Origin of the sequence: Mesorhizobium sp. B2-3-14, assembly GCF_006442175.1 — a bacterium.
Taxonomy (GTDB): Bacteria; Pseudomonadota; Alphaproteobacteria; order Rhizobiales; family Rhizobiaceae; genus Mesorhizobium; species Mesorhizobium australicum.
Genome location: NZ_VFVP01000010.1, coordinates 154,949 through 176,090 on the forward strand (window position 1 = coordinate 154,949; position 21,142 = coordinate 176,090).

Here is a 21,142-nt window from a genome sequence, read left to right on the forward strand (position 1 = left end):
ACAAATTTAGCAGAGAGGAAGTTGGCGATGCGAGGACAGGAAGCCCGCGATCAGGCCGAGCGCAAGGCCGCCATGGCGACGCTGGCGCAATCGAGCGGCGACGACATCGTCCGGCTCTGGAACGAGTCTGGCCTGCCTTCGCAAGCCGAACTTCTGCGCGGTCCCGAGACGGGCCTTGTCACGCTTCGTGGCCGCATCTGCGGCGGCGGCGCGCCCTTCAATGTCGGCGAGGCGACCGTCACGCGTGCCACTGTCCGGCTGTCATCCGGGCAGGTCGGCCATTGTTACGCGCTTGGCCGCGACAAGCAGAAGGCGAAGCTGGGAGCAATAGCCGACGCGCTCTGGCAGGACCCTGCCCGCCGCACCGAGGTCGAGACCAGGCTGATCGCGCCTTTGCGGTCGGCGCTTGCCGCTGCCCAGGAAAAACGCCGCGCCGAGACGGCGGCAACGAAGGTGGATTTCTTCACCATGGTTCGCGGAGAAGATTGATGGATATCGCTGCGCAATCGATCGAGGGCGGTTTCGCCGATCCGGTCTTCAACGCTCAGACCGTGTTTCGGGCCGTCATGGATGCCATGGCGCGGCCGGGCAGTGTCCACCCCTTGCCACCCCTGGCCCGCCCGCCGGCTCCGCTCTCGGCGACGTCGGGCGCCGTAGCACTGGCGCTATGCGACAACGACACGCCGCTCTGGCTCGACCCGGCCCTGCATGCCTCCGCCGCGATCGGGTCTTGGCTTGGTTTCCACACCGGCGCGCCGCTGGCCAACACGCCGGCCGACGCGCATTTCGCATTTGTTGCCACGCCGGCCGAGATGATGACGCTCGACGGTTTTTCGCAGGGCACGCAGGATTGTCCCGACCGATCGACGACGCTGATCCTGCAGGTCGGCGACCTCGTTTCAGGCACTCCGTTACTGCTGGAAGGCCCGGGCATTGAAACCAGCGCCACGATCGCGCCGGCACGGATGCCGCGCCATTTCGTCGAGCAGTGGAAGCAGAATATCAGGCGCTTTCCGCGCGGCGTCGACATCATCCTCGCCACATCGGACGGCATAGCCTGCCTGCCGCGCACGACGCGCATCAAGACGATGGAGGTGTAAAATGTATGTCGCGGTAAAAGGCGGCGAGGCCGCCATTGCCAACGCCCACAGCCTGCTCGCCGATCGCCGGCGCGGCGACCGCTCGGTGCCCGCACTTCGCCTCGACCAGATCGTCGAACAGCTGGCGCTCGGCGTCGACAGGGTGATGAGCGAAGGCTCGCTCTATGACCGTGAACTGGCCGCACTCGCCATCGTCCAGGCACGCGGCGACATGATCGAGGCGATCTTCCTGGTGCGCGCCTACCGCACAACGCTGCCGCGCTTCGGCTACAGCAAGCCGATCGACACCGGCGCCATGCTGGTCGAACGGCGCGTCTCGGCGACCTACAAGGATCTGCCAGGCGGCCAGTTGCTCGGTCCGACCTTCGACTACACGCATCGGTTGCTCGACCCTGAACTTGCCGCTGGCGCCGATGTCGCCGAGCCCTTGCAGCGCGAGACGGAAGCGCAGGCAATGCCGCGCGTCTCGGCGATCCTCGCCCGTGAAGGCCTGATCGAGCCCGATGGCCAGATGCCGCAGGACCATGTGCCCGGCGACATCACCCGCGAGCCGCTGGAATTCCCGATGGCGCGCGACATCCGCCTGCAGGCACTGTCGCGCGGCGACGAGGGTTTTCTGCTGGCGCTCGGCTATTCCACCCAGCGCGGCTATGCCCGCAACCATCCCTTCGTCGGCGAAATCCGCATCGGCGAGGTCGAACTGGAACTCGACGTTCCCGAACTGCCCTTCGCCGTGCCGCTCGGCACGGTGCGCGTCACCGAATGCCAGATGGTCAACCAGTTCAAGGGCTCGGCCAAGGCGCCGCCGCAATTCACCCGCGGCTACGGCCTCGTCTTCGGCCAGAGCGAACGCAAGGCGATGGCCATGGCACTCTGCGACCGGGCCCTGCGCGCCGCGGAGCTCGGCGAGGATATCGTCGCCGCCGCCCAGGACGAGGAGTTCGTCATCTCGCACTCCGACAATGTCCAGGCCACCGGCTTCGTCGAGCACCTGAAGCTGCCGCACTACGTCGACTTCCAGGCCGAACTCGATCTCGTACGTCGCATGCGCGCCGAGTACGAAGCACGCGAAAATCCAGCGAAGGCGGAAGAAAAAAAGGAGGCAGCGGAATGACTGCGCAACCGACAGACATCGCCACCTACAACTTCGCCTATCTCGACGAGCAGACCAAGCGGATGATACGCCGCGCGATCCTCAAGGGCATCGCCATTCCGGGCTACCAGGTGCCGTTCGCCTCGCGCGAAATGCCGATGCCCTATGGCTGGGGCACTGGCGGCGTGCAGGTCACCGCGTCGATTATCGGCCCCGACGATGTGCTCAAGGTCATCGACCAGGGCGCCGATGACACCACCAATGCCGTGTCGATCCGCGCCTTCTTCAAGAAAGTCGCTAACGTCGCGGTCACCACCGATACCGCCACCGCCACCATCATCCAGACCCGTCACCGCATCCCCGAACATCCACTCACGGCGGGCCAGGTGCTGGTCTACCAGGTGCCCATCCCCGAACCGCTGCGCTTCCTCGAGCCGCGCGAGACCGAAACGCGGAAAATGCATGCGCTGGAAGAATACGGCCTCATGCATGTGAAGCTCTATGAGGACATCGCCAAGCACGGCCGCATCGCCACCACCTATGCCTATCCGGTCAAGATCGAGGGCCGCTATGTGATGGACCCGTCGCCGACACCGAAATTCGACAATCCCAAGATGCACCGCTCGCCGGCCCTGCAGCTGTTCGGCGCCGGCCGCGAAAAGCGCATCTACGCCGTGCCGCCCTTCACCGATGTGGTGAGCCTCGACTTCGAGGATCATCCGTTCGAGGTGCAGACTTTCGATCAGCCCTGTGCGCTGTGCGCGGCCGAGAATGTCTATCTCGACGAGGTCATCCTCGACGACCATGGCGGCCACATGTTCGTCTGCTCCGACACCGATTATTGCGAGAAGCGGCGCGCCGACGGCCATCGCGGCCACCTTGCCCCCGAAACCGATCTTGCCGCAGGAAACATGGAGCCGGCGCAATGACCGACGAACCGCTGCTGCGCGTCTCGGCGCTCTCCAAGTTCTATGGCTCGCGGGTCGGCTGCGACAATGTCTCCTTCGACCTGTGGCCGGGCGAGGTTCTGGCGGTCGTCGGTGAGTCCGGCTCCGGCAAGACGACGCTGCTCAACTGCCTGTCGACGCGGCTGCTGCCTTCCTCCGGCACAGCCAGCTACCGCATGCGCGACGGCCAGTTCCGCGAGCTCTACCGCATGAGCGAGGCCGAGCGCCGCTTCCTGATGCGCACCGACTGGGGCTTTGTCCATCAGAACCCAGCCGACGGCCTGCGCATGACGGTCTCGGCCGGCGCCAATGTCGGCGAACGGCTGATGGCGGTCGGCGACCGCCACTACGGCAAGATCCGCGCTACCGCGGTCGACTGGCTGTCGCGCGTCGAGATCGAGGAAGACCGCATCGACGACGAACCGCGCGCCTTTTCCGGCGGCATGCGTCAGCGGCTGCAGATCGCCCGCAATCTCGTCACCGGGCCACGGCTGGTGTTCATGGATGAGCCGACCGGCGGCCTCGATGTCTCGGTGCAGGCCCGCCTGCTTGATCTCTTGCGCGGCCTGGTCACGGACCTCGGCCTTGCCGCGATCGTCGTCACCCACGACCTCGCCGTGGCGCGACTGCTGTCGCAGCGCATGATGGTGATGAAGGACGGCCGCGTCGTCGAAAGCGGCCTCACCGACCGCGTCCTCGACGACCCGCGCGCGCCCTACACGCAATTGCTCGTTTCCTCGATTTTGCAGGTGTGATGATGGCGCGTGTCCCGCCGACGATTGACGATTGGAGAACCTTCTGATGCCGACCCCACTCGTTGTTTCCGACGTTGCCAAAAGCTTCACCATGCATCTGCGCGACGGCATCAAACTCCCTGTCGTCGCGGGTGTCTCGTTCTCGATCAAGGCGGGCGAATGCACCGTGCTTGGTGGTCCGTCCGGCGCCGGCAAGAGTTCGATCCTGAAGATGCTCTACGGCAACTACGCCGTCGACGAAGGCCAGATCATCGTCAGGCACGAGGACGGACTGATCGACCTCGCCCATGCCAGCCCGCGCACCGTGCTTGCCGTACGCCGGCAAACGATCGGCTATGTCAGCCAGTTCCTGCGCACCGTGCCGCGCGTCTCGGCTCTCGACGTCGTCGCTGAGCCACTGGTTGAACGCGGTGAGGAGCGCGAGGCAGCCCTAGCCAAGGCACGCGCGTTGCTGGCCCAGCTCAACCTGCCGGAAAAACTCTGGATGCTGCCACCGGCAACCTTCTCGGGCGGCGAGCAGCAGCGTGTCAACATCGCGCGAGGCTTCATCACCGAGCACCCCATCCTGCTGCTCGACGAGCCGACCGCATCGCTCGATGCGACGAACCGCGACGTGGTGATCGAACTCATCGCCGCCAAAAAGGCGGCGGGCGTCGCCCTGCTCGGCATCTTCCACGATCACGATGTGCGCGAGGCGGTGGCCGACCGCATCATCGACGTCACCGCCTTCGCTCCGGGAAAAATCGCCGCATGACCAGGAAGCTATCGGAGACGCCGCTGGTCCACCCGACGGCGGAGGTGCACAACTCGACACTCGGCCGCTGGACCGAGATCGCCGACCGCAGCCGGGTTTCGGAAAGCGAGATCGGCGACTATTCCTACATGATGCAGGACTGCGCGGTCTGGTGCGCGACGATCGGCAAATTTGCCAACATCGCCGCCAGCGTGCGCCTCAACGCCACCAACCACCCGACCTGGCGGCCGACGCTGCACCACTTCACCTACCGCGCCTCCGACTATTGGGACGACGCCGAGCATGAGAGCGAATTCTTCGCCGAGCGCCGCGCCAAGCGCGTCATCATCGGCCACGACACCTGGCTCGGCCACGGCTCGACCGTCCTGCCCGGCGTCACCGTCGGCGACGGCGCCGCCGTTGGCGCCGGCGCGGTCGTCTCGAAGGACGTCGCGCCCTACACGATCGTCGCCGGCGTACCGGCAAAACCGATCCGCGAGCGCTTCGACCGCCGCACCGCCGAGCGCTACCAGGCGCTTGCCTGGTGGGATTGGGATCACGCGAGGCTGCGCGCCGCGCTCGATGATTTTCGGGAGCTGACGGCCGAAGCGTTTTTGGAGAAACACGAAGAACGGGCATCGGGCAAAGAGGCATAGCCCTCACATCATCGTCATATCGCTGGCTTGTTCATACCCTTGACACAGGACTCGGACAGGACGCGATCTCCTTGAAGGAGATCGCCATGCTCGACACTGTCAGACCCTCGCTCGCCGGATTCTTTGCCGGCTCCAATCCGGCGTCGCCGGCGCATCTCGGCACGCGCTACGACGCGTCAGGCAACTTCCTCCTCGAGCCGGGCAACACCGTCGTTAGCCATCTGGTCAGCGGCTCGCCTTCGGAAGCGGTGGTGTTGGCCGTCCGCGAGAAGATGCTGGCAATGCCTGATGCCGACCGCCTCGCCTTCACGCCCGTTTCCAGCCTGCACATGACCCTTTTCCAGGGCATAATCGAATATCGCCGTCGCCTGCCCTTCTGGCCGCGGGACGTGCCGCTCGACACCAGCATCGACGCCATGACCCGCCTCTATCTGGAGCGCCTGAAGGGGTTCCAGGGCTTCGGCCCTTTCAACATCAAGGTGGCCGAGGTCCTGCCGACCGGCCTCACCGTTGCCGGCGCGACCGACGAGGATGCGCGCATCATGCGTGCATGGCGCGATGCGCTCGCGGTGCCGTTCGGCTACCGGCATCCCGATCACGACACCTACGTCTTCCACATCACCTTCGCCTATCAGATCCAGCGCTTTGATGATGATAGGGCCGCCGCGTGGCAGGCGCTGTTTGACGATTGCCTGGCACTTTTCGCGCGCCAGGCGCCGGTGATCGAGATCAAGGCTCCCGCCTTCTGCGCATTCCGCGACATGAAGCATTTCGAGGAATTGCTGGTGCTCGGCTGATCGCCCGCAAGGCGCCAGTCGCCGCGCCTGTGGAGCGTAACAAAACTGACATCATCGCGACACGGCAGGTTCATGTGGTTGCGTTAGGCGAGTGCCTGACGATCAATATGGACCGGACTGGAACCAGCCCATGTCAGCAAACTCTGCCACGCTCGAAATCCGCGGCGTCAGCCGACGATTTGGCAAGAACACCGCCGTCAGCGACGTCAGCATCTCGATCCCGCAAGGGCAGATGGTCGGCGTCATCGGTCGTTCGGGTGCAGGCAAATCCACTCTTCTTCGCATGATCAACCGTCTTGTCGACCCCAGCCAGGGGTCGATTTTTTTTGACGGCGCAGAGGTTTCCAGGCTGCGCGGGTCGCCGCTGCGGCGCTGGCAGCGCGACTGCGCCATGATCTTCCAGCAGTTCAACCTGGTGCCGCGCCTCGACGTGCTGACCAACGTGCTGCTCGGCAAATTGAACCACCGTTCGACCCTGTCCAATCTTCTGGGCATGTTTTCGCGCGCCGAGTGCGCGGAGGCGGTCGCCGCGCTCGAGCGGCTCGACATCGCCCGCACCGCACTTCAGCCCGCCGGCACGCTGTCGGGCGGCCAGCAGCAGCGCGTCGCCATCGCCCGCGCCATGATGCAGCAGCCCAGGGTGATCCTCGCCGACGAGCCGATCGCCTCGCTCGACCCGCTCAACGCCAAGGTGGTGATGGATTCTCTGCAGGACATCAATCTGCGCGAAGGCATCACCGTTGTCACCAATCTGCATACGCTCGATACCGCCCGCACCTATTGCAACCGCATCATCGGCATGGCCACCGGCAAGGTCGTCTTCGACGGGCCGCCCGAAGAGCTCGACCGCCAAGCCGTGCGTCTTGTCTACGGCGCCGACAGCAATGGCGGCGAGATATCGGAGGTCATCACCTCCACCAGCGTTGCCTTCAAGCAGAAGATCGCCGCATCCGCCGGACCGCTCGAGCCCGCATTCCCGGGATACTGAGCCCAGTAAGGGCCAATAGCGAGCAGCCTGGATCGTCCGTCCGCGTCAAGGGCACTTGTCAAGATCAAGAACGCTGCCGGCGCGGGGCCGGAACTTACAGGAGAGATATCAATGTTCAGGAAGATGGTTTTCGGTGCCGTTTCGGTGCTCGCCATGGCCACCAGCATGGCCCATGCCGCCGACATGAAGGAATTTCGCGTCGGCATTCTCGGCGGTGAAAACGAAACCGACCGGCTGCGCAACTACCAGTGCCTGGCCGATCACCTGAAGGCAGAGTTTGGCTTCGAGAAGGTTTCGCTGTTCCCCGCCGCTGACTATGACGGCGTCATCCAGGGCCTGCTCGGCGGCACGCTCGACTTCGCCGAACTCGGCGCTTCCGGCTACGCCAGCGTCTATCTCAAGGATCCGAAGGCGGTTACCCCGATCCTCACCACCAAGCAGACCGACGGCTCCACCGGCTACTATTCGATCGGGCTGGCGCTGAAGACGTCGGGGATCACCGACATCAAGTCGGCCAAGGGCAAGAAGCTCGGCTATGCCGATCCGGATTCGACCTCCGGCTATCTGATCCCGCTGACCCAGATTCCGAAGACCACCGGCGCCTCGAACGAGACCTACTTCGCGTCGACCCAGTTCAATGGCGGCCACGAAAACAACGTTCTGGCCGTGCGTGACGGTAAGGTAGATGTCGCGGTCGACGATTCCTCGGGCATCGGCGACTTCAAGAACGGCTACACCTCCGGCACCTTCCACAAGGAAGTCGCCAAGGGCGCCGTCGACCCTAACGACTTCGTCGAAGTCTGGCGCTCGGGCCTGATCCCGAATGGCCCGCTTGTCGTGCGCACCGCGATCGGCGACGACATGACCGCCAAGCTGGCGGCCTTCTTCACCGACCTGCCCAAGAAGGACAAGGCTTGCTTCGAAGGCGTCGAAGGCGGCGATTTCACCGGCTACGTTCCGGTGAAGCCGGACTTCTACAGCGTCATCGTCGAAGCCCGTAAGGCAGCCATCGGCGGCTAACGGCGAAATTGCAAAAGGGCGGTACCTCATCAAGTACCGCCCTTTTTGCATCTCCGATCATGACCCTTTCCGTGACAGCCCCCTCCGGCGCCACCCACGAGATGGCCGATGCCTGGCGACGCCAGACGTCGCTGCGCCGGTTCTATACCGTGCTCGGCGTCGGGCTGCTGCTTGCCGCGATGCTTTCCAGCATGTGGTTCGCCGACGAAGCCAACGCCGGGCACTTCTTCGACCGGCTGCGGCATATTCTGGATTTCCTGAGCTGGCTGGTCCCCAAGGACTGGAACGACGTCTGGCGGGCGCTGTTCGACATTGCCTCGCCGCATGATACCGGCACCCAGGAATTCAACTTCCCGCTCGGCCGCGTCTACGTCTGGGACGGTTTCTACATCCCCGAATATGTCGAGCTGATGCTGACCACCGTGAACGTGGCGCTGGTCTCGACCTTCATCGGCTTTGTCTTCGCCGTGCCCTTTTCCTTCATCGCGGCGCGCAACCTGACGCCTCATCCGGCACTGAGGCTGGTGGTCAAGCGCTTCATGGAATTGCTGCGTGCCTTTCCGGAGATCGTCATCGCCGGGCTGTTCGCGGCCATCGTCTCGACCGGTCCGATCGCCGCCATCATCGCCATCGGCCTGCATTCCATCGGCGCACTCGGCAAGCTGTTCTACGAGATCAACGAGAACATCGACATGCGAGCCGAGGAAGGCCTGCGCGCAGTCGGCGCCAACTGGTTCGAGCGGGTTCGCTTTGCCGGCCTGCCGCAGGTGTTGCCCAACTTCATGTCGTACACGCTGCTGCGCGTGGAGATCAACGTCCGCGTCTCGACCATCATCGGCGCCGTTGGCGGCGGCGGCATCGGCGAAGAGCTGAAGCTCTCGATCTCGCGCGGCTTCGGCGCCAAGACGCTGGCACTGGTGCTGCTCCTGTTCACCACCATCTTCATCATCGACCAGTTTTCCGCCTGGCTTCGTCGCAAGCTGGTCGGCGAACAAGCCTTCATGATGGGGGCGTAAATCATGGCGACCATGACCGCTGAGGAGATGCTGTCGATCGAGGCGCGCCACCCGCAGGTGTTCCGGCGCCCGGCATACAAGCGCTTCGGTCCGCTCCTTCTGTTCGTCGGCACTCTCCTCTATCTGATCTATGCCTTGTGGTTCTTCAGCCTGCCGCAGGTGCTGCGGGAATCGCACTGGGAGCGCCTGCCGCTCTTCCTGACACAATGGATCAGCTACGATCTGCAGCCGGAATTCCGTCTCGACCAGCCGGAGCTCACGCCCAAATACCCGCGCTTTTCCGCGCTGGGCGACAACCCGAATCCCGACTGGGTGGTCAGGAATCCAGACGGCACCTTCACCGTGCTGATCGACGGGCCGGCAAAATCCGTCACCTTCGACAAGACGCAGGCGACGATCGTCGCCAACGGCCAGACCGTGCCTGTTTCGCTGACCAGCGGCAAGCCGGTGGTCACGGGTGCGGTACCGGACTGGATCACCGCCCATGACGACGAGGTGGTGGCCAAGATGGGCTTCGCTGGCGAGGTGCGCGTCACTGTCGACCGCGTCAAGGTGCGCAAGCGCTTCCTCGGCTGGGCGAACTTCGTCTTCGACACGCGCTCGCCGTTCTTCGGCAAGTCAGCGCGGGAAGTGATCTCGCTGATCATCTCGGGACCAGAGCTGAAACCAGGTACCACCAACCTCGCCCTCGCCGGCGACAACATCTGGAACAACGCCCAGTGGCAGCACGGCGACGTCTGGACGAAGCTGCTGCAGACCATTGTCATGGCCTTCCTCGGCACGCTGCTCGGCGGCATCGTCGCCTTCCCCCTTGCCTTCTTCGCGGCGCGCAACATCACGCCGAACGGCGTGCTCAGCCAGGTGCTCAAGCGCTTCTTCGACTTCATGCGCTCGGTCGACATGCTGATCTGGGCGTTGTTCTTCACCCGCGCCTTCGGCCCGGGCCCGCTGGCGGGAAGTGCAGCGATTTTCTTCACCGAGATCGGCACCCTCGGCAAAGTCTATTCGGAAGGCCTGGAGAACATCGACGACAAGCCGCGCGAAGGCGTGCTCTCGACCGGCGCCAACGGCATCCTGGTGCAGCGCTACGGCGTGATGCCCGAAGTGATCCCGGTCTTCATCAGCCAGACACTCTACCAGTGGGAATCCAACACCCGCGGCGCCACCATCATCGGCGCCGTCGGCGCCGGCGGCATCGGCCTGAAACTGTGGGAAGCGATGCGCACCAATTCCAACTGGGCCAACGTCTTCTACATGGTGCTGCTGATCCTGCTCGTCGTCTTCATTTTCGACAACATATCCAACTTCCTGCGCCGCCGGCTGAGCCGGACGATCCACGATTACAACAGGATCCAGGCCAGGCAGGGTTAGTGTTGTGACGCAGAAGCGCAAGCATCGTCTCGCCCGGCGCCGAGGGGTCGACCCCCACTCCGTCGAGCTTCGCTCGACACCTCTCCCCCGGTCGACGGGGTAGAGGAAAGGCACCAGACTGTCCGATCCGCGCTTGTCCCCGAAGGCCGAGGCTCTCTTCCTGTCCCGGCGCCACCAAGCCCCTTCCTCTCCCTCCGGAGGGGGGAGAGGTGGCTCGGCGAAGCCGAGACGGAGTGGGGGAACCACCTGGCAAGCGACGCGAACACAAATAGAAAATGGACCAGACGTAGGCGCCTAAGCCGCCTTCCTCCACCCGTCCCTGATATGCCTGTACCCATCGCGATAGACGGCTTCCGGCGTCTCGGAAAAATCCCTCCACACCTTGGTCGCCGCCGCCAGATCCTTCAGCGAGCGACCGAACGCTTCGATCGTCAGCCAGTCGTCATAGCCGCTCTTGCGAATGGCGGAAAAAGTTTCCTTCCACGGAATGTTGCCACGCCCCGGCACGCCGCGATCGTTCTCCGATATATGGATATGCACGACATTGCCGCGGTGCTTCGTATAGGCGCCGATCGGGTCGGCTTCCTCGATATTGGCGTGGAACGTGTCGTACATTGCCCTGATCTGCGGCCGGTCGATGGCGTCGATATGTTCCGACAGGTCGGCCATCGTGTTGAAGAGATAGCACTCGAAGCGGTTGAGCGCCTCCAGCCCGATGGTGACGTTCCTCTTGCCGGCATGGTCGCCTATGGCGCGCTGCGAGGCGATCGAGCGCTTCTTTTCGGCGGCGGTCGGTCCGGACCCGGAAAATCCACCGAGCGTCGAATGCAGCGGTCCGCTCAGCGTGCGGGCGCCAAGCGCATCGGCGCAATCGATCGCCCATTTCATGTAGTCGACACCGGCCTTGCGTGTTGCCGCATCGGCCGAAATCAGGTTCATCGCCGGATCGCCCATGGCTGACACAGCGGTCCGCTCCAGCCCGATACGGTCGAGCAATTCGCCCAGCTTCCTGTAGTCGTCCGGCGTGCCGGCGAAGATCGGGATTTCGACACCGTCGAAGCCGGTGGCCTTGATGTCGCGTAGCAATGGCTCGTGCTTCTTCGACACCGCCGTCGTCCACAAGAACATGCACATGCCGATTTTCATCGACGCCCTCCGCTTTTTGGCGGCCGCTGATTGTACCGCCGGTTTTCGCCACTCCCCCTCATCCGGCCGCTTCGCGGCCACCTTCACCCCGAGAGGGAGAAGAGATATGCGCCAACGCCTCCTCTCCCCCTCGGGGAGAGGTCGGATTGCCCCGAATTGCCCTTCGCAATTCGATTGGCTATCCGGGTGAGGGCCCTCGTTACTCGGCGCCTCTTAAAGCTTGGTCCAGGCCCCGTTCTTCTTCGACGACTTCACGCAGGCCTCGATGAAGGCCATGCCCTCGACGCCGTCCTGAATGGTCGGGAAGACGACATCCTTTGCCGGCTTGCCACCCTTCTTGCGTGCCGCGCGGATGGCCCGTGCGGCTTCCTGATAGATGTTGGCGAAGCCTTCGAGATAGCCTTCGGGATGGCCTGAGGGAACGCGACTGACACGGCCCGCCACCGGCAACGCGCCGGCGCCGTTGCGGGTGATCAGCTGCTTCGGCTGGCCGAAGGGCGTGTACCAGAGATAATTCGGGTCGGTCTGTACCCACTCCAGTCCGCCCTTCGAGCCATAGATGCGCAGCTTCAGCCCGTTCTCGTGGCCCGGCGCCACTTGGCTCGCCCAGATCATGCCTTTTGCCGGATGCGTCTTGCCGACCGGCTTGAAGCGCAGCATGACGTTGACATTGTCGTCGAGCTGACGCCCCGGCACGAAAGCGTCGAGATCGGCCGACAGCGCGTCGAGTTCCAGGCCGGAGACGAAACGCGCAAGGTTGTAGGCGTGCGTGCCGATGTCGCCGAGCGCGCCGCCGGCGCCGGCCTGCTTGGGATCGGAGCGCCACGCCGCCTGTTTTTGGCCGGTGGCGGCAAGGTCCTCGGTCAACCAGTCCTGCGGATATTCCGACTGCACGATTCGAATGTCGCCGAGCACCCCCTTGGCCACCATCTCGCGCGCCTGGCGGATCATCGGATAGGCGGTGTAGTTGTGGGTGAGCACGAACACCTTGCCGGTCTTTTCAACGATCGCCGCAAGCCTTTTCGCCTCGGCCAGGGTCGTTGCCAGCGGCTTGTCGCAGATCACGTGGATGCCTGCTTCCAGGAAGGCCTTGGCCGCCGGCACATGCACGTTGTTGGGAGTGACGATGGCCACCGCCTCGATGCCATCCGAGCGCTTCGCCTCGGCCTTGGCCATTTCGGCGTAGGACGCATAGCTGCGCGAGGGATCGAGCCCGAGTTCGGCGGCCGAGGCTTTCGCACGCCCCGGATCGGCCGACAGGGCGCCGGCGACCAGCACGAAATCATTGTCCATGCGCGCCGCGATCCGGTGCACCGCGCCGATGAATGCGCCCTGCCCGCCGCCGACCATGCCGTAGCGGATCGGGCCGCCTCCCGTTTCCGACTTCGATGCACCAACCATGTCTTTCTCCCTCGTGTGAGATACCCCTCCCCCGAGGGAGAGGGAAAGCCGTGTCAAAATCCCATCATGGCGCGCAGCAGCTTCTTGTCCGTGGTGCCGGCGGCGAAATCGTCGAATGCCTTCTCCGTCACCCGGATGATGTGGTGCTGGATGAAGGGCGCCCCTTCGGCCGCACCATCCTCCGGATGCTTCAGGCAGCATTCCCACTCCAGCACCGCCCAGGAATCGTAATTGTACTGCGTCAGCTTGGAGAAGATGCCGCCGAAATCCACTTGCCCATCGCCGAGCGAACGGAAGCGGCCAGCGCGGTTCGTCCAGCTCTGGTAACCGGAGTACACGCCCTGCCGTCCGGTCGGATTGAACTCGGCATCCTTGACGTGGAAAGCCTTGATCCGCTCGTGATAGATGTCGATGAATTCGAGATAATCGAGTTGCTGCAGCAGGAAATGCGAAGGGTCGTAATTGATGTTGCAGCGCTTGTGGCCGCCGACCGCGTCGAGGAACATTTCGAAGGTCGCCCCGTCGAACACGTCCTCCGAAGGATGGATTTCGTAGCCGACATCGACACCATTGTCTTCATAGGCGTCGAGGATCGGCTTCCAGCGTTTGCCGAGTTCGCCGAAGGCTTCCTCGATCAGTCCGGCGGGCCGCTGCGGAAAGGGATAGAGGTAAGGGAAAGCCAGCGAGCCGGTGAACGACACCGAGACATTCAGCCCGAGATTGCGTGATGCCTTGGCACCGAACTTCATCTGTTCGACAGCCCATTCCTGTCTCGCCTTCGGGTTGTTGTGCACCGACGGCGGCGCGAACCCATCCATCTGCGCGTCATAGGCCGGATGCACCGCCACCAATTGCCCCTGCAGATGCGTCGACAGTTCGGTGATCTCGACCCCGGCGTCAGCGCAGATGCCCTTCACCTCATCGCAATAGGCCTTGGAAGACGCCGCCTTCTTGAGGTCGAACAGGCGCGCGTCCCAGGTCGGGATCTGCACGCCCTTGTAGCCGAGGCCGGCGGCCCATTTGGTGATCGACGTCAGCGAATTGAACGGTGCGGCATCACCCGCGAACTGCGCCAGAAACAGTCCAGGGCCCTTCATTGTCGTCGGCATCGGCATCCTCCTCGTTTGTCACGACCAAGCATAGCGCCTGATGAAAGCAGGGCCAGTCACTTTGGTCTTTATCGCGTCGGACGCTCGCCGACACCGCCATTCTGGTATGACCAAATAAGGCAATCTGGTCAAGCCTTGGAATGCGCCGAAAAGGCACTCCGAGAGCCCAAAATAACGGCACATATCGCAATGTAATCAACAAACTAATCCAGCCTGAAAGTTGCGTCGCCACAGTTGTTGCCGTCTCAAGGAATTTGCTGTAGACCTCATTTCAGACCCAATTGGTCTAACCAGTTTGCAGTAAAAGGCTGGGGATGCCTTGGGGAGGAACCCTTGCGTCGTCTTCCGGCGATGCATGTCGCAGGCAAACCATACGGACGAATCTGGGAAGGACAGACCATGCATCTTTCGACGCACAACTGGATGCGCGCGGAACCGCTTGAGACGACGCTGAAGCGCATCAAGAAATTCGGCTATCAGTCGATCGAGATTTCCGGCGAGCCCGCGCAGTACAAGACCAAGGAGACGCGGGCGCTGCTGAAGGAGCATGGCATTCGCTGCTGGGGCGCGGTGACCTTGATGCTGGGTGAACGCAACCTCGCCGCCAGGGACGAGGGCCAGCGCGAGCGCTCCGTGCAATACGTCAAGGACGTGCTGACGATGGTCGGCGAACTCGATGGCGAGATCATCACGCTGGTTCCGGCAACCGTCGGCAAGGTGGTCCCGGACGGTACCGAGGAAGAGGAATGGAAGTGGGTGGTGGACGCGACCCGCGAATGTTTCACCCACGCCAAGAAGGTCGGCGTCAAGATCGCCGTCGAACCGCTCAACCGCTTCGAAACCTATCTGTTCAACCGCGGCGCCCAGGCGCTGGCGCTGGCTGACGCGGTCAGCCCCGAATGCGGCGTCTGCCTCGACGCCTACCACATCCACATGGAGGAATTTAACGTCCATGACGCTATCCGCCAGGTCGGAAAGCGCCTGTTCGACTTCCATGTCGCCGACAACAACCGCTTTGCCGCCGGCCTCGGCCAGATCGACTGGCCAAGGATCGTCGCCACCTTGAAGGAAGTCGGCTACGACGGCGCACTGACCAACGAGTTCGTCGCCCCGGTCGACCGCACGCCGGCAGCACCCTATCCCGACATGGTCGAGCGCCATCCGGTCGATATCTCGCCCGAGCAGCTGAAGTTCATCCAGGACCATGGCTCCAGCGTGCTGACCGAGAAATTCTACACCGACCAGATGCGCATCACCGCCGAAACACTGCTGCCGCTGATCAAATAGTCGACTGCCGCTGGGAAATTTGCCCTTCCGCCCCGACCGGCGGCAGGGCTGGGGAAAAATATGCGCATCAAGACAGTCCAGGCCTGGTGGGTCCGCGTGCCGATCGAAGCCGCGAAGCAGCATCGCAGCGACTTCGGCCAGGTGACGACCTTCGACGCCGCCATCCTGCGCGTCGAAACCGATGACGGGCTGGTCGGCTGGGGCGAAGGCAAGAACGCAGCCGGCAGTGCCGGCAGCTACGGCGCACTCGTTCACATGCTGAATCACGAGGTCGGGCCGCAGTTGATCGGCCGCGATCCGGCCGACATCGGAGTCATCTGGGAGATGCTCTACAACGGCGTGCGCCATGAGAGCGCCGCCCGCGCCGGCCACGCCATGCCACAACTGGCGCGGCGTGGCATGAGCGTCGCCGCCATCAGCGCGGTCGACATCGCGCTCTGGGACATACTGGGCAAGTCGCTGGGCCAGCCGGTCTGGCGGCTCCTTGGCGGCCGCAAGGTCGATCGCATGCAGGCCTATGCCTCGGGCGGCTGGGCCTCCGCCGATGCCATCGGGGAACAGATGAAATCCTATATCGCCAAAGGCGGCTTCAAGGCGTTGAAGATGCGGGTCGGCGCCATGGACGGCGCGGCGCACGTTTCCGCCGCCCGCGTGCGCGCCGCGCGCCAGGCCCTCGGCCCCGACATCGATCTGATGGTCGACGCCCATGGCACCTATACGGTAGCGGAAGCCAAACGCTTCATCCATCTCGTAAACGACCTCGATCTCGCCTGGTTCGAGGAGCCTGTCATCGCCGACGACAAGCTAGGCATGGCCGAAGTGCGCGCCTCCGGCGCCGTTCCGATCGCCACCGGCGAAAGCGAGGCGACACGCTATGCCTTCCGCGATCTCGCCGTTCTCAAGGCCGCCGACATCTTCCAGCCCGATCCTGCCTTCTGTGGCGGTATCAGCGAGGCGATGAAGATCGGCACCATCGCCAGCGCCTTCAATTTGCGCTTTGCGCCGCATCTGTGGGCCGGCGCGCCCTGCTTCTTCGCCGGGCTGCATGTCTGCGCCGCGTCGCCTTCGAGTTTCACCGTCGAGTATTCGCTCGGCGCCAACCCGATGATCCACGATCTGGTCGAAGAGACTGTCGAAGCCAAGGACGGTATGATAGCGATCCCGGAAAAGCCCGGACTGGGATTCACCGTTTCGGAGCGATTCCTGGAGGCGCACGCGCAACGCAATTGACGATGAAAGAAAAGAACCTTCTCGCGGAACTCGCCGCCTATCTGTTCTCCCACTCGGACAAGGAGAGCGGCCGCACGCCGTCGGAACGCGAATTGGCGGAGCATTTCGGCGTCAGCCGCGGCCAGATCCGCGAAGCGCTCGCCATCCTCGAGGCCATGCGCATCGTCGAGCGCCGCGCCAAGTCGGGCATCTACATCGACACCAAGCAGGCCAGCGTCGAGGCGCTGGCGCTGTTCGCACGTGCCGGCCTGCCGCTCGATCCCTTGCAGATCTATGAAACGGTCGAGTTGCGCAAGATCCATGAGATCAAGGCCGCCGAGCTTGCCTGCTCGCGCGCCACCGAGGAGAATTTCGAGCGCCTGCGCGAAATCCTCAAAGCCTCGGAAGACCGCATCGCCGCTGGCGAAGGTCTGGCCAAGGAAGACCGCGAGTTTCACCTCGAGATCGTGCGCGCCACCAAGAACAGCGTCTTCCACAACATCTGCAGCGTCTACTATCTGATGGGCGAGCAGCGCCTGCCGATCTATTTCAACGATCCTGAACGCAGCGTGCGCTCGCATGCCGAGCACGTGCAGATCTACGAGGCGCTGCTGCGCCGCGACGGCAATCTCGCCCAGGCGCTCATGAGCGCCCATCTGCAAGGCGCGGAAAGCTACTGGAAGGGCCTGATCGAGGGCGGCATGGCGGCTTCGCCCGCGGGCGCGGCACTCGAAAAGGCCTGACCGTGACCCAGACCGTGCCAAAGATCCTGTCGACGCATCCGCTGCACCCGCGCGCCACGGCCAAGCTGGCCGGCGCCGGCCAGCTGGTCATCGCTTCGGCGCTCGACCCCGGCACATTGGCGGGGGAGGCCAAGGATGCCGACATCGTCATCGTGCGGGCGCCGCTGCCGCCGGCGCTGTTCGAGGGTGCATGGAAGCTGAGGGCCGCGATCCGCCATGGCGCCGGTCTCGACATGATCCCGATGGAAGCGGCCGCGGCGGCCGGCGTGCTCGTGGCCAACGTGCCGGCGGTCAATGCCCGCTCGGTGGCGGAACATGTCATGTTCACCGCGCTTGCACTGCTGCGGCAGTTCCGCCGGGTCGACCGCGACCTGCGCGCCAAGGGCTGGCTGGCCGGACGCGAGCACGCCAATGCCAACATCGAACTCGCCGGCAAGACCATCGGCATTGTTGGTCTCGGCGCCGTCGGGCAGGCGGTCGGCCACATCGCCGCACACGGCTTCGATCTCAAAGTGGTGGCAACGACACGCAGCATGCAGCCGGCGCCGGAAAAGGTCGGCTTCCTGTCGATCGACGCGCTGGTCGAGCAGAGCGACATCATCGTGCTCTGCTGTCCGCTGACGCCGGAAACGCGAGGCCTGATCAGCCGCGAACGCATCGCCCGCATGAAACCCAACGCACTGCTGATCAACGTGTCGCGCGGGCCGGTTGTCGATGACGACGCGCTGATCGAGGCCTTGCGGGAGCGTCGCATCGGCGGCGCCGCGCTCGACGTTTTCTCGACGCAGCCGCTGCCGCCAAACCATCCCTATTTCGGCTTCGACAACGTCATCGTCACCCCGCATATGGCGGGGATTACCGAGGAATCGATGATGCGCATGGGCGTCGGCGCGGCCGGCGAAGCCCTGCTGGTGCTGGCGGGCAAACTGCCTGTCAATCTGCGCAATCCCGAAGTGGTCGATCACTACCGGCGTCGGTTTCCGGCGCAGATATAGCATCGCCGTTTCGCCCCAATTCTCCGCGACGTTGCGAGCCATGTCCGGTCTTCGCCTTGCAGTTCTGATTGTCGCAACTTCGTCCATCTGCACCTTGCCGGCATTCGCAGCGGCCGAGAGCAGCTATGTCTATTGCGACAACGGACTACGCTGCTTCAAGGCGCCCTGCCCGTCGAACAGCGCGCTTGACCTTGCCACCGGCTCCATCATCAAGGGCGCGTCGATCGACACCAGCGGATTGCCGCAGACCGACAAGGCGATAATAGCTCAGTCCGACGTGCTTTACAGCGGAAAGATCGTGGTCAGGGGCTCGATCGAGCACCGCATCCAGACCTTCACCGTCAAGGAATACAGCCTGCCTTGGCTGGTCGCGACCCGCATCGTGCGCACCGCCAAGGACGGCGAACGCAAGCACTGTTCATCGCACTGATCCGTCATCCGCGACTCACTGCCGATCAACCCCCAGCAGCCTCTCCACCGACACGGCGATCCGCAGCAGATGCCGGTCATGGCCATTGCGTGCCACGAGCATCAGCCCCATTGGCAGCGATGGCCCCGGCATCGGCAACGAGATCGCACAAAGGTCGAACTGGTTGGCGACCTGGGTGTTGCGCAGCAGCAGGCCTTCGGTGCGGTCACGCAACTCGGCATCCTCGGCCATGGAAGCGATGGCCGGCGCCGTCACCGGTGTGGCTGGCAACGCCAGCACGTCAACCGATGCCAGCCGCTCATCCATGGCGGCGGCCAGCGCGGCACGGCGGCGGAGCGCCCTGATATAGACCGGCGTCGGCAGCAGCGCCGCCCGCGACAATGGCCCGCTGACATGCGGGTCGACCGGCACGGATGCGCCTGTCGCCAGCCAGTCGGCATGCACTTCCGCGCCCTCCATCGCCGCGATCGAACCACGCCTGGTGGCCGCGCGCAGATCCGCGATCATGTCGTCGATCGACAGATCCGTAATGTGTGCGCCAGCCTGTTCGATCTTGCCAAGACAATACTCGAAGGCGGATGCAACCTCGCCTTCCGTGTCGCCGAAAAGAACGCCGCGCGGAATGCCGATGCGAAGCCCGGCGAGTGGAATGGCCACCAACTCCTTCGGCACTTCGCCGGCCATGACCGAGTCGGCGGCGGCGCATTGCGAGACGGTTCGGGCAAGCGGTCCGACCGAGTCCAAAGTGCCCGAAAGCGGAAAGGCGCCATGGAGCGGGACGCGCCGTGCAGTCGGCTTGAAACCAACGACGCCGTTGAGCGCCGCCGGAATGCGGATCGAGCCGCCGGTGTCGGAGCCGATCGAGATGTCGCTCGTCCCCTCGCCCACGGACACGCCGGCGCCCGAGGACGACCCGCCTGGAATGCGGCTGGCATCAACGGCGTTGCCTGGCGTGCCGTAATGCATGTTGTCGCCGATCGCGGTGAAGGCGAACTCGGTCATGTTGGTCTTGCCGATGACGACCGCACCGGCTTGCCGAAGCCGGCTGACGATGGCGGCGTCGCGCTGTGCCGGCGCGGCGGTCTTGCGCATCAGCGACCCGGCCGTGGTCGGCTCGCCGGCGACATCGAACAGGTCCTTGATCGAGACAATGGTGCCGTCGAGCGGGCCGAGTGTCACGCCCACTCTTTTGCGGGCATCGCTGGCGTCAGCCGCGACCCGCGCCGCTTCGGCATAAAGCTTCGTGAAGACCTTCTCGTCGGCCGCACGGTTGGCAAGACGTGACAGGATGATTTCGAGGCGGTCGCGGATTGGTTGCATGTTGGTGTCGGACTCCGCCAGGATGGAACGTCTTTAAGGCAAGCAGCCGTTGGGACTGCCGAAGGGATAACCCGGCCAGCGTGCCTTTGCACCTGCCAGCGACAGGAAGATACTGATGCTGTACAAAGGCAGCTGCCATTGCGGCAAGGTTGCATTCGAGGTGGAGGGCGAACTTGAGAGCGTCGTGCGCTGCAATTGCTCGATCTGCGCCCGCAAGGGTGCGCTGCTATGGGCCGTGCCACACGACAAGCTTACGCTCGTCGCCTGGGGCGATGACCTCGGCCGCTACACATTCGGCGAAACGAAGATAGCGCACCGCTTCTGTCGAACCTGCGGCATCCATCCTTTTGCCGAGGACACCAGCGAAGGCGGCGAACGCAGCGCCTACATCACCATCAATTGCGTCACCGGTCTCGACCCGTCCACCTTGTCGGTCTTCGCGTTCGACGGGCGGGCCGTCTAAGCTTCCCATCATCCTCCATCGACCGCTATTCGTTCACTGCTGCCTCAAGGATAACGGCGCCCGAAAACCGTAAGGGTTCTCGGGCCGTTGCCAGCGGTGGCTGTTGCGAGAGACTATTCGGCCTTTGGGCCGCGCAGGAACACCACGATGGCCGCCAGCAGCGTCGCGGCGCCGCAATAGGCTAACGCGCCACCGACACCGGCATGGTCGACGAGCAGCCCGCCGAAGACGGCGCCCATCGCAATCGCTACCTGGAAGGTCGCCACCATCAGGCCACCGGCGCTTTCAGCCTGGTCGGGCGCTGCCCGCACCAGCCAGCTCTGCAGCTCTACCGGCACGCTTGGGATCACTGTGGGGCGAAAGGGCCAAAGGCGCTGCCGGAACCTTGCTGAAAGTCCCCGGCAACTGGCGGGGAAGCGACCAAGGTCGAACTGCCGTCTGGATCCTATTGGACGCAGAAAGCCAATGAGATGCATGACGACGCCTGCCTCTCGGAGACGGAATGCGTGATCCTGCTGATCAACGACACGCCTTACGAGACCTACCTGCCGAAATAGCCGCGC

General features: G+C 64.0%; 22 protein-coding genes and 2 pseudogenes. 19 read left to right on the plus strand and 5 right to left on the minus strand.

All coding sequences use genetic code 11. The features are described from left to right. Window positions 1–27: 27 nt before the first annotated feature. From phnG to phnE (FJ950_RS23520), 12 genes are all read left to right on the plus strand, one after another. Window positions 28–489 (plus strand): phosphonate C-P lyase system protein PhnG, encoded by a 462-nt coding sequence (phnG, locus tag FJ950_RS23465; protein WP_140618936.1) that lies wholly within the window; start codon window positions 28–30, stop codon window positions 487–489. Continuing rightward, window positions 489–1,100: a phosphonate C-P lyase system protein PhnH gene (gene phnH, locus FJ950_RS23470; RefSeq protein WP_140618938.1), complete on the plus strand. Its 612-nt coding sequence runs from the start codon at window positions 489–491 to the stop codon at window positions 1,098–1,100. The genes phnG and phnH overlap by 1 nt, the downstream gene beginning before the upstream one ends. Before the next feature lies 1 nt (window position 1,101). Beyond that, window positions 1,102–2,214 carry a carbon-phosphorus lyase complex subunit PhnI gene (locus FJ950_RS23475; RefSeq protein ID WP_140618940.1) on the plus strand — a complete coding sequence of 371 codons (1,113 nt, stop codon included), beginning with the start codon at window positions 1,102–1,104 and terminating at the stop codon, window positions 2,212–2,214. After that, window positions 2,211–3,122 carry an alpha-D-ribose 1-methylphosphonate 5-phosphate C-P-lyase PhnJ gene (locus FJ950_RS23480; RefSeq protein WP_015315655.1) on the plus strand — a complete coding sequence of 304 codons (912 nt, stop codon included), beginning with the start codon at window positions 2,211–2,213 and terminating at the stop codon, window positions 3,120–3,122. The genes FJ950_RS23475 and FJ950_RS23480 overlap by 4 nt, the downstream gene beginning before the upstream one ends. After that, window positions 3,119–3,895, plus strand: coding sequence for a phosphonate C-P lyase system protein PhnK (phnK, locus tag FJ950_RS23485; protein ID WP_015315654.1), 777 nt, complete (start codon window positions 3,119–3,121; stop codon window positions 3,893–3,895). Before FJ950_RS23480 ends, phnK begins: the two co-directional genes overlap by 4 nt. Before the next feature lie 46 nt (window positions 3,896–3,941). After that, on the plus strand, window positions 3,942–4,649 hold the full coding sequence (phnL, locus tag FJ950_RS23490; RefSeq protein ID WP_140618942.1) for a phosphonate C-P lyase system protein PhnL: 708 nt from the start codon (window positions 3,942–3,944) through the stop codon (window positions 4,647–4,649). Beyond that, on the plus strand, window positions 4,646–5,284 hold the full coding sequence (locus FJ950_RS23495; protein ID WP_140618944.1) for a DapH/DapD/GlmU-related protein: 639 nt from the start codon (window positions 4,646–4,648) through the stop codon (window positions 5,282–5,284). Before phnL ends, FJ950_RS23495 begins: the two co-directional genes overlap by 4 nt. 86 nt (window positions 5,285–5,370) lie before the next feature. Next, window positions 5,371–6,081, plus strand: a complete 711-nt coding sequence (locus FJ950_RS23500) for a DUF1868 domain-containing protein (RefSeq protein WP_140618946.1) — start codon at window positions 5,371–5,373, stop codon at window positions 6,079–6,081. 130 nt (window positions 6,082–6,211) lie between these two features. Further along, window positions 6,212–7,069 (plus strand): phosphonate ABC transporter ATP-binding protein, encoded by an 858-nt coding sequence (gene phnC / locus FJ950_RS23505; RefSeq protein WP_140618948.1) that lies wholly within the window; start codon window positions 6,212–6,214, stop codon window positions 7,067–7,069. Window positions 7,070–7,180: 111 nt separating this feature from the next. Beyond that, window positions 7,181–8,089: a phosphonate ABC transporter substrate-binding protein gene (phnD, locus tag FJ950_RS23510; RefSeq protein ID WP_015315649.1), complete on the plus strand. Its 909-nt coding sequence runs from the start codon at window positions 7,181–7,183 to the stop codon at window positions 8,087–8,089. Between the two features lie 59 nt (window positions 8,090–8,148). Further along, entirely contained in the window at window positions 8,149–9,105 is a 957-nt protein-coding gene (gene phnE / locus FJ950_RS23515; RefSeq protein WP_140618950.1) for a phosphonate ABC transporter, permease protein PhnE, read from the plus strand. Between the two features lie 3 nt (window positions 9,106–9,108). Continuing rightward, complete coding sequence (phnE, locus tag FJ950_RS23520; RefSeq protein ID WP_140618952.1) at window positions 9,109–10,476, plus strand: phosphonate ABC transporter, permease protein PhnE; 1,368 nt, start codon at window positions 9,109–9,111, stop codon at window positions 10,474–10,476. 294 nt (window positions 10,477–10,770) lie between these two features. On the opposite strand, the gene FJ950_RS23525 is transcribed toward phnE (FJ950_RS23520), so the two are convergent. From FJ950_RS23525 to FJ950_RS23535, 3 genes are all read right to left on the minus strand, one after another. After that, complete coding sequence (locus tag FJ950_RS23525) at window positions 10,771–11,622, minus strand: sugar phosphate isomerase/epimerase (protein ID WP_140618954.1); 852 nt, start codon at window positions 11,620–11,622, stop codon at window positions 10,771–10,773. A 213-nt stretch (window positions 11,623–11,835) separates the two neighbouring features. Continuing rightward, a complete protein-coding gene (locus tag FJ950_RS23530) occupies window positions 11,836–13,023 on the minus strand; it encodes a Gfo/Idh/MocA family oxidoreductase (protein ID WP_140618956.1) in 1,188 nt (395 codons plus the stop codon). Window positions 13,024–13,076: 53 nt separating this feature from the next. Further along, a complete protein-coding gene (locus tag FJ950_RS23535) occupies window positions 13,077–14,132 on the minus strand; it encodes a sugar phosphate isomerase/epimerase (RefSeq protein WP_140618958.1) in 1,056 nt (351 codons plus the stop codon). A 399-nt stretch (window positions 14,133–14,531) separates the two neighbouring features. On the opposite strand from FJ950_RS23535, the gene FJ950_RS23540 reads away from it, so the two are divergent. From FJ950_RS23540 to FJ950_RS23560, 5 genes are read left to right on the plus strand one after another with little or no spacing between them, the layout of a single operon-like run. Then, the gene (locus tag FJ950_RS23540; protein WP_140618960.1) at window positions 14,532–15,419 is read left to right on the plus strand and encodes a sugar phosphate isomerase/epimerase; all 888 of its coding nucleotides are present in this window, start codon (window positions 14,532–14,534) and stop codon (window positions 15,417–15,419) included. Window positions 15,420–15,479: 60 nt separating this feature from the next. Beyond that, a complete protein-coding gene (locus FJ950_RS23545) occupies window positions 15,480–16,649 on the plus strand; it encodes a mandelate racemase/muconate lactonizing enzyme family protein (protein WP_140618962.1) in 1,170 nt (389 codons plus the stop codon). Window positions 16,650–16,651: 2 nt separating this feature from the next. Next, complete coding sequence (locus FJ950_RS23550) at window positions 16,652–17,371, plus strand: FadR/GntR family transcriptional regulator (protein ID WP_015315641.1); 720 nt, start codon at window positions 16,652–16,654, stop codon at window positions 17,369–17,371. A gap of 14 nt (window positions 17,372–17,385) precedes the next feature. Continuing rightward, complete coding sequence (locus tag FJ950_RS23555; RefSeq protein WP_140619017.1) at window positions 17,386–18,366, plus strand: hydroxyacid dehydrogenase; 981 nt, start codon at window positions 17,386–17,388, stop codon at window positions 18,364–18,366. A gap of 40 nt (window positions 18,367–18,406) precedes the next feature. Continuing rightward, window positions 18,407–18,796, plus strand: coding sequence for a hypothetical protein (locus FJ950_RS23560; RefSeq protein WP_140618963.1), 390 nt, complete (start codon window positions 18,407–18,409; stop codon window positions 18,794–18,796). A gap of 15 nt (window positions 18,797–18,811) precedes the next feature. Here FJ950_RS23560 and FJ950_RS23565 read toward each other — a convergent pair whose 3' ends face one another. Beyond that, entirely contained in the window at window positions 18,812–20,116 is a 1,305-nt protein-coding gene (locus FJ950_RS23565) for an amidase (RefSeq protein WP_140618965.1), read from the minus strand. Window positions 20,117–20,231: 115 nt separating this feature from the next. On the opposite strand from FJ950_RS23565, the gene FJ950_RS23570 reads away from it, so the two are divergent. After that, a complete protein-coding gene (locus tag FJ950_RS23570) occupies window positions 20,232–20,579 on the plus strand; it encodes a GFA family protein (RefSeq protein ID WP_140618967.1) in 348 nt (115 codons plus the stop codon). Between the two features lie 113 nt (window positions 20,580–20,692). Here the strand turns inward: FJ950_RS23570 and FJ950_RS23575 are convergent. Further along, window positions 20,693–20,920 (minus strand): annotated as a pseudogene (locus tag FJ950_RS23575) (MFS transporter); the annotation flags it as partial. Between FJ950_RS23575 and FJ950_RS29885 the strand changes: the two are divergent. Then, window positions 20,911–21,136: pseudogene (locus FJ950_RS29885) on the plus strand (hypothetical protein); the annotation flags it as partial. The pseudogenes FJ950_RS23575 and FJ950_RS29885 sit on opposite strands and share 10 nt — an antisense overlap. Between the last annotated feature and the right edge of the window lie 6 nt (window positions 21,137–21,142).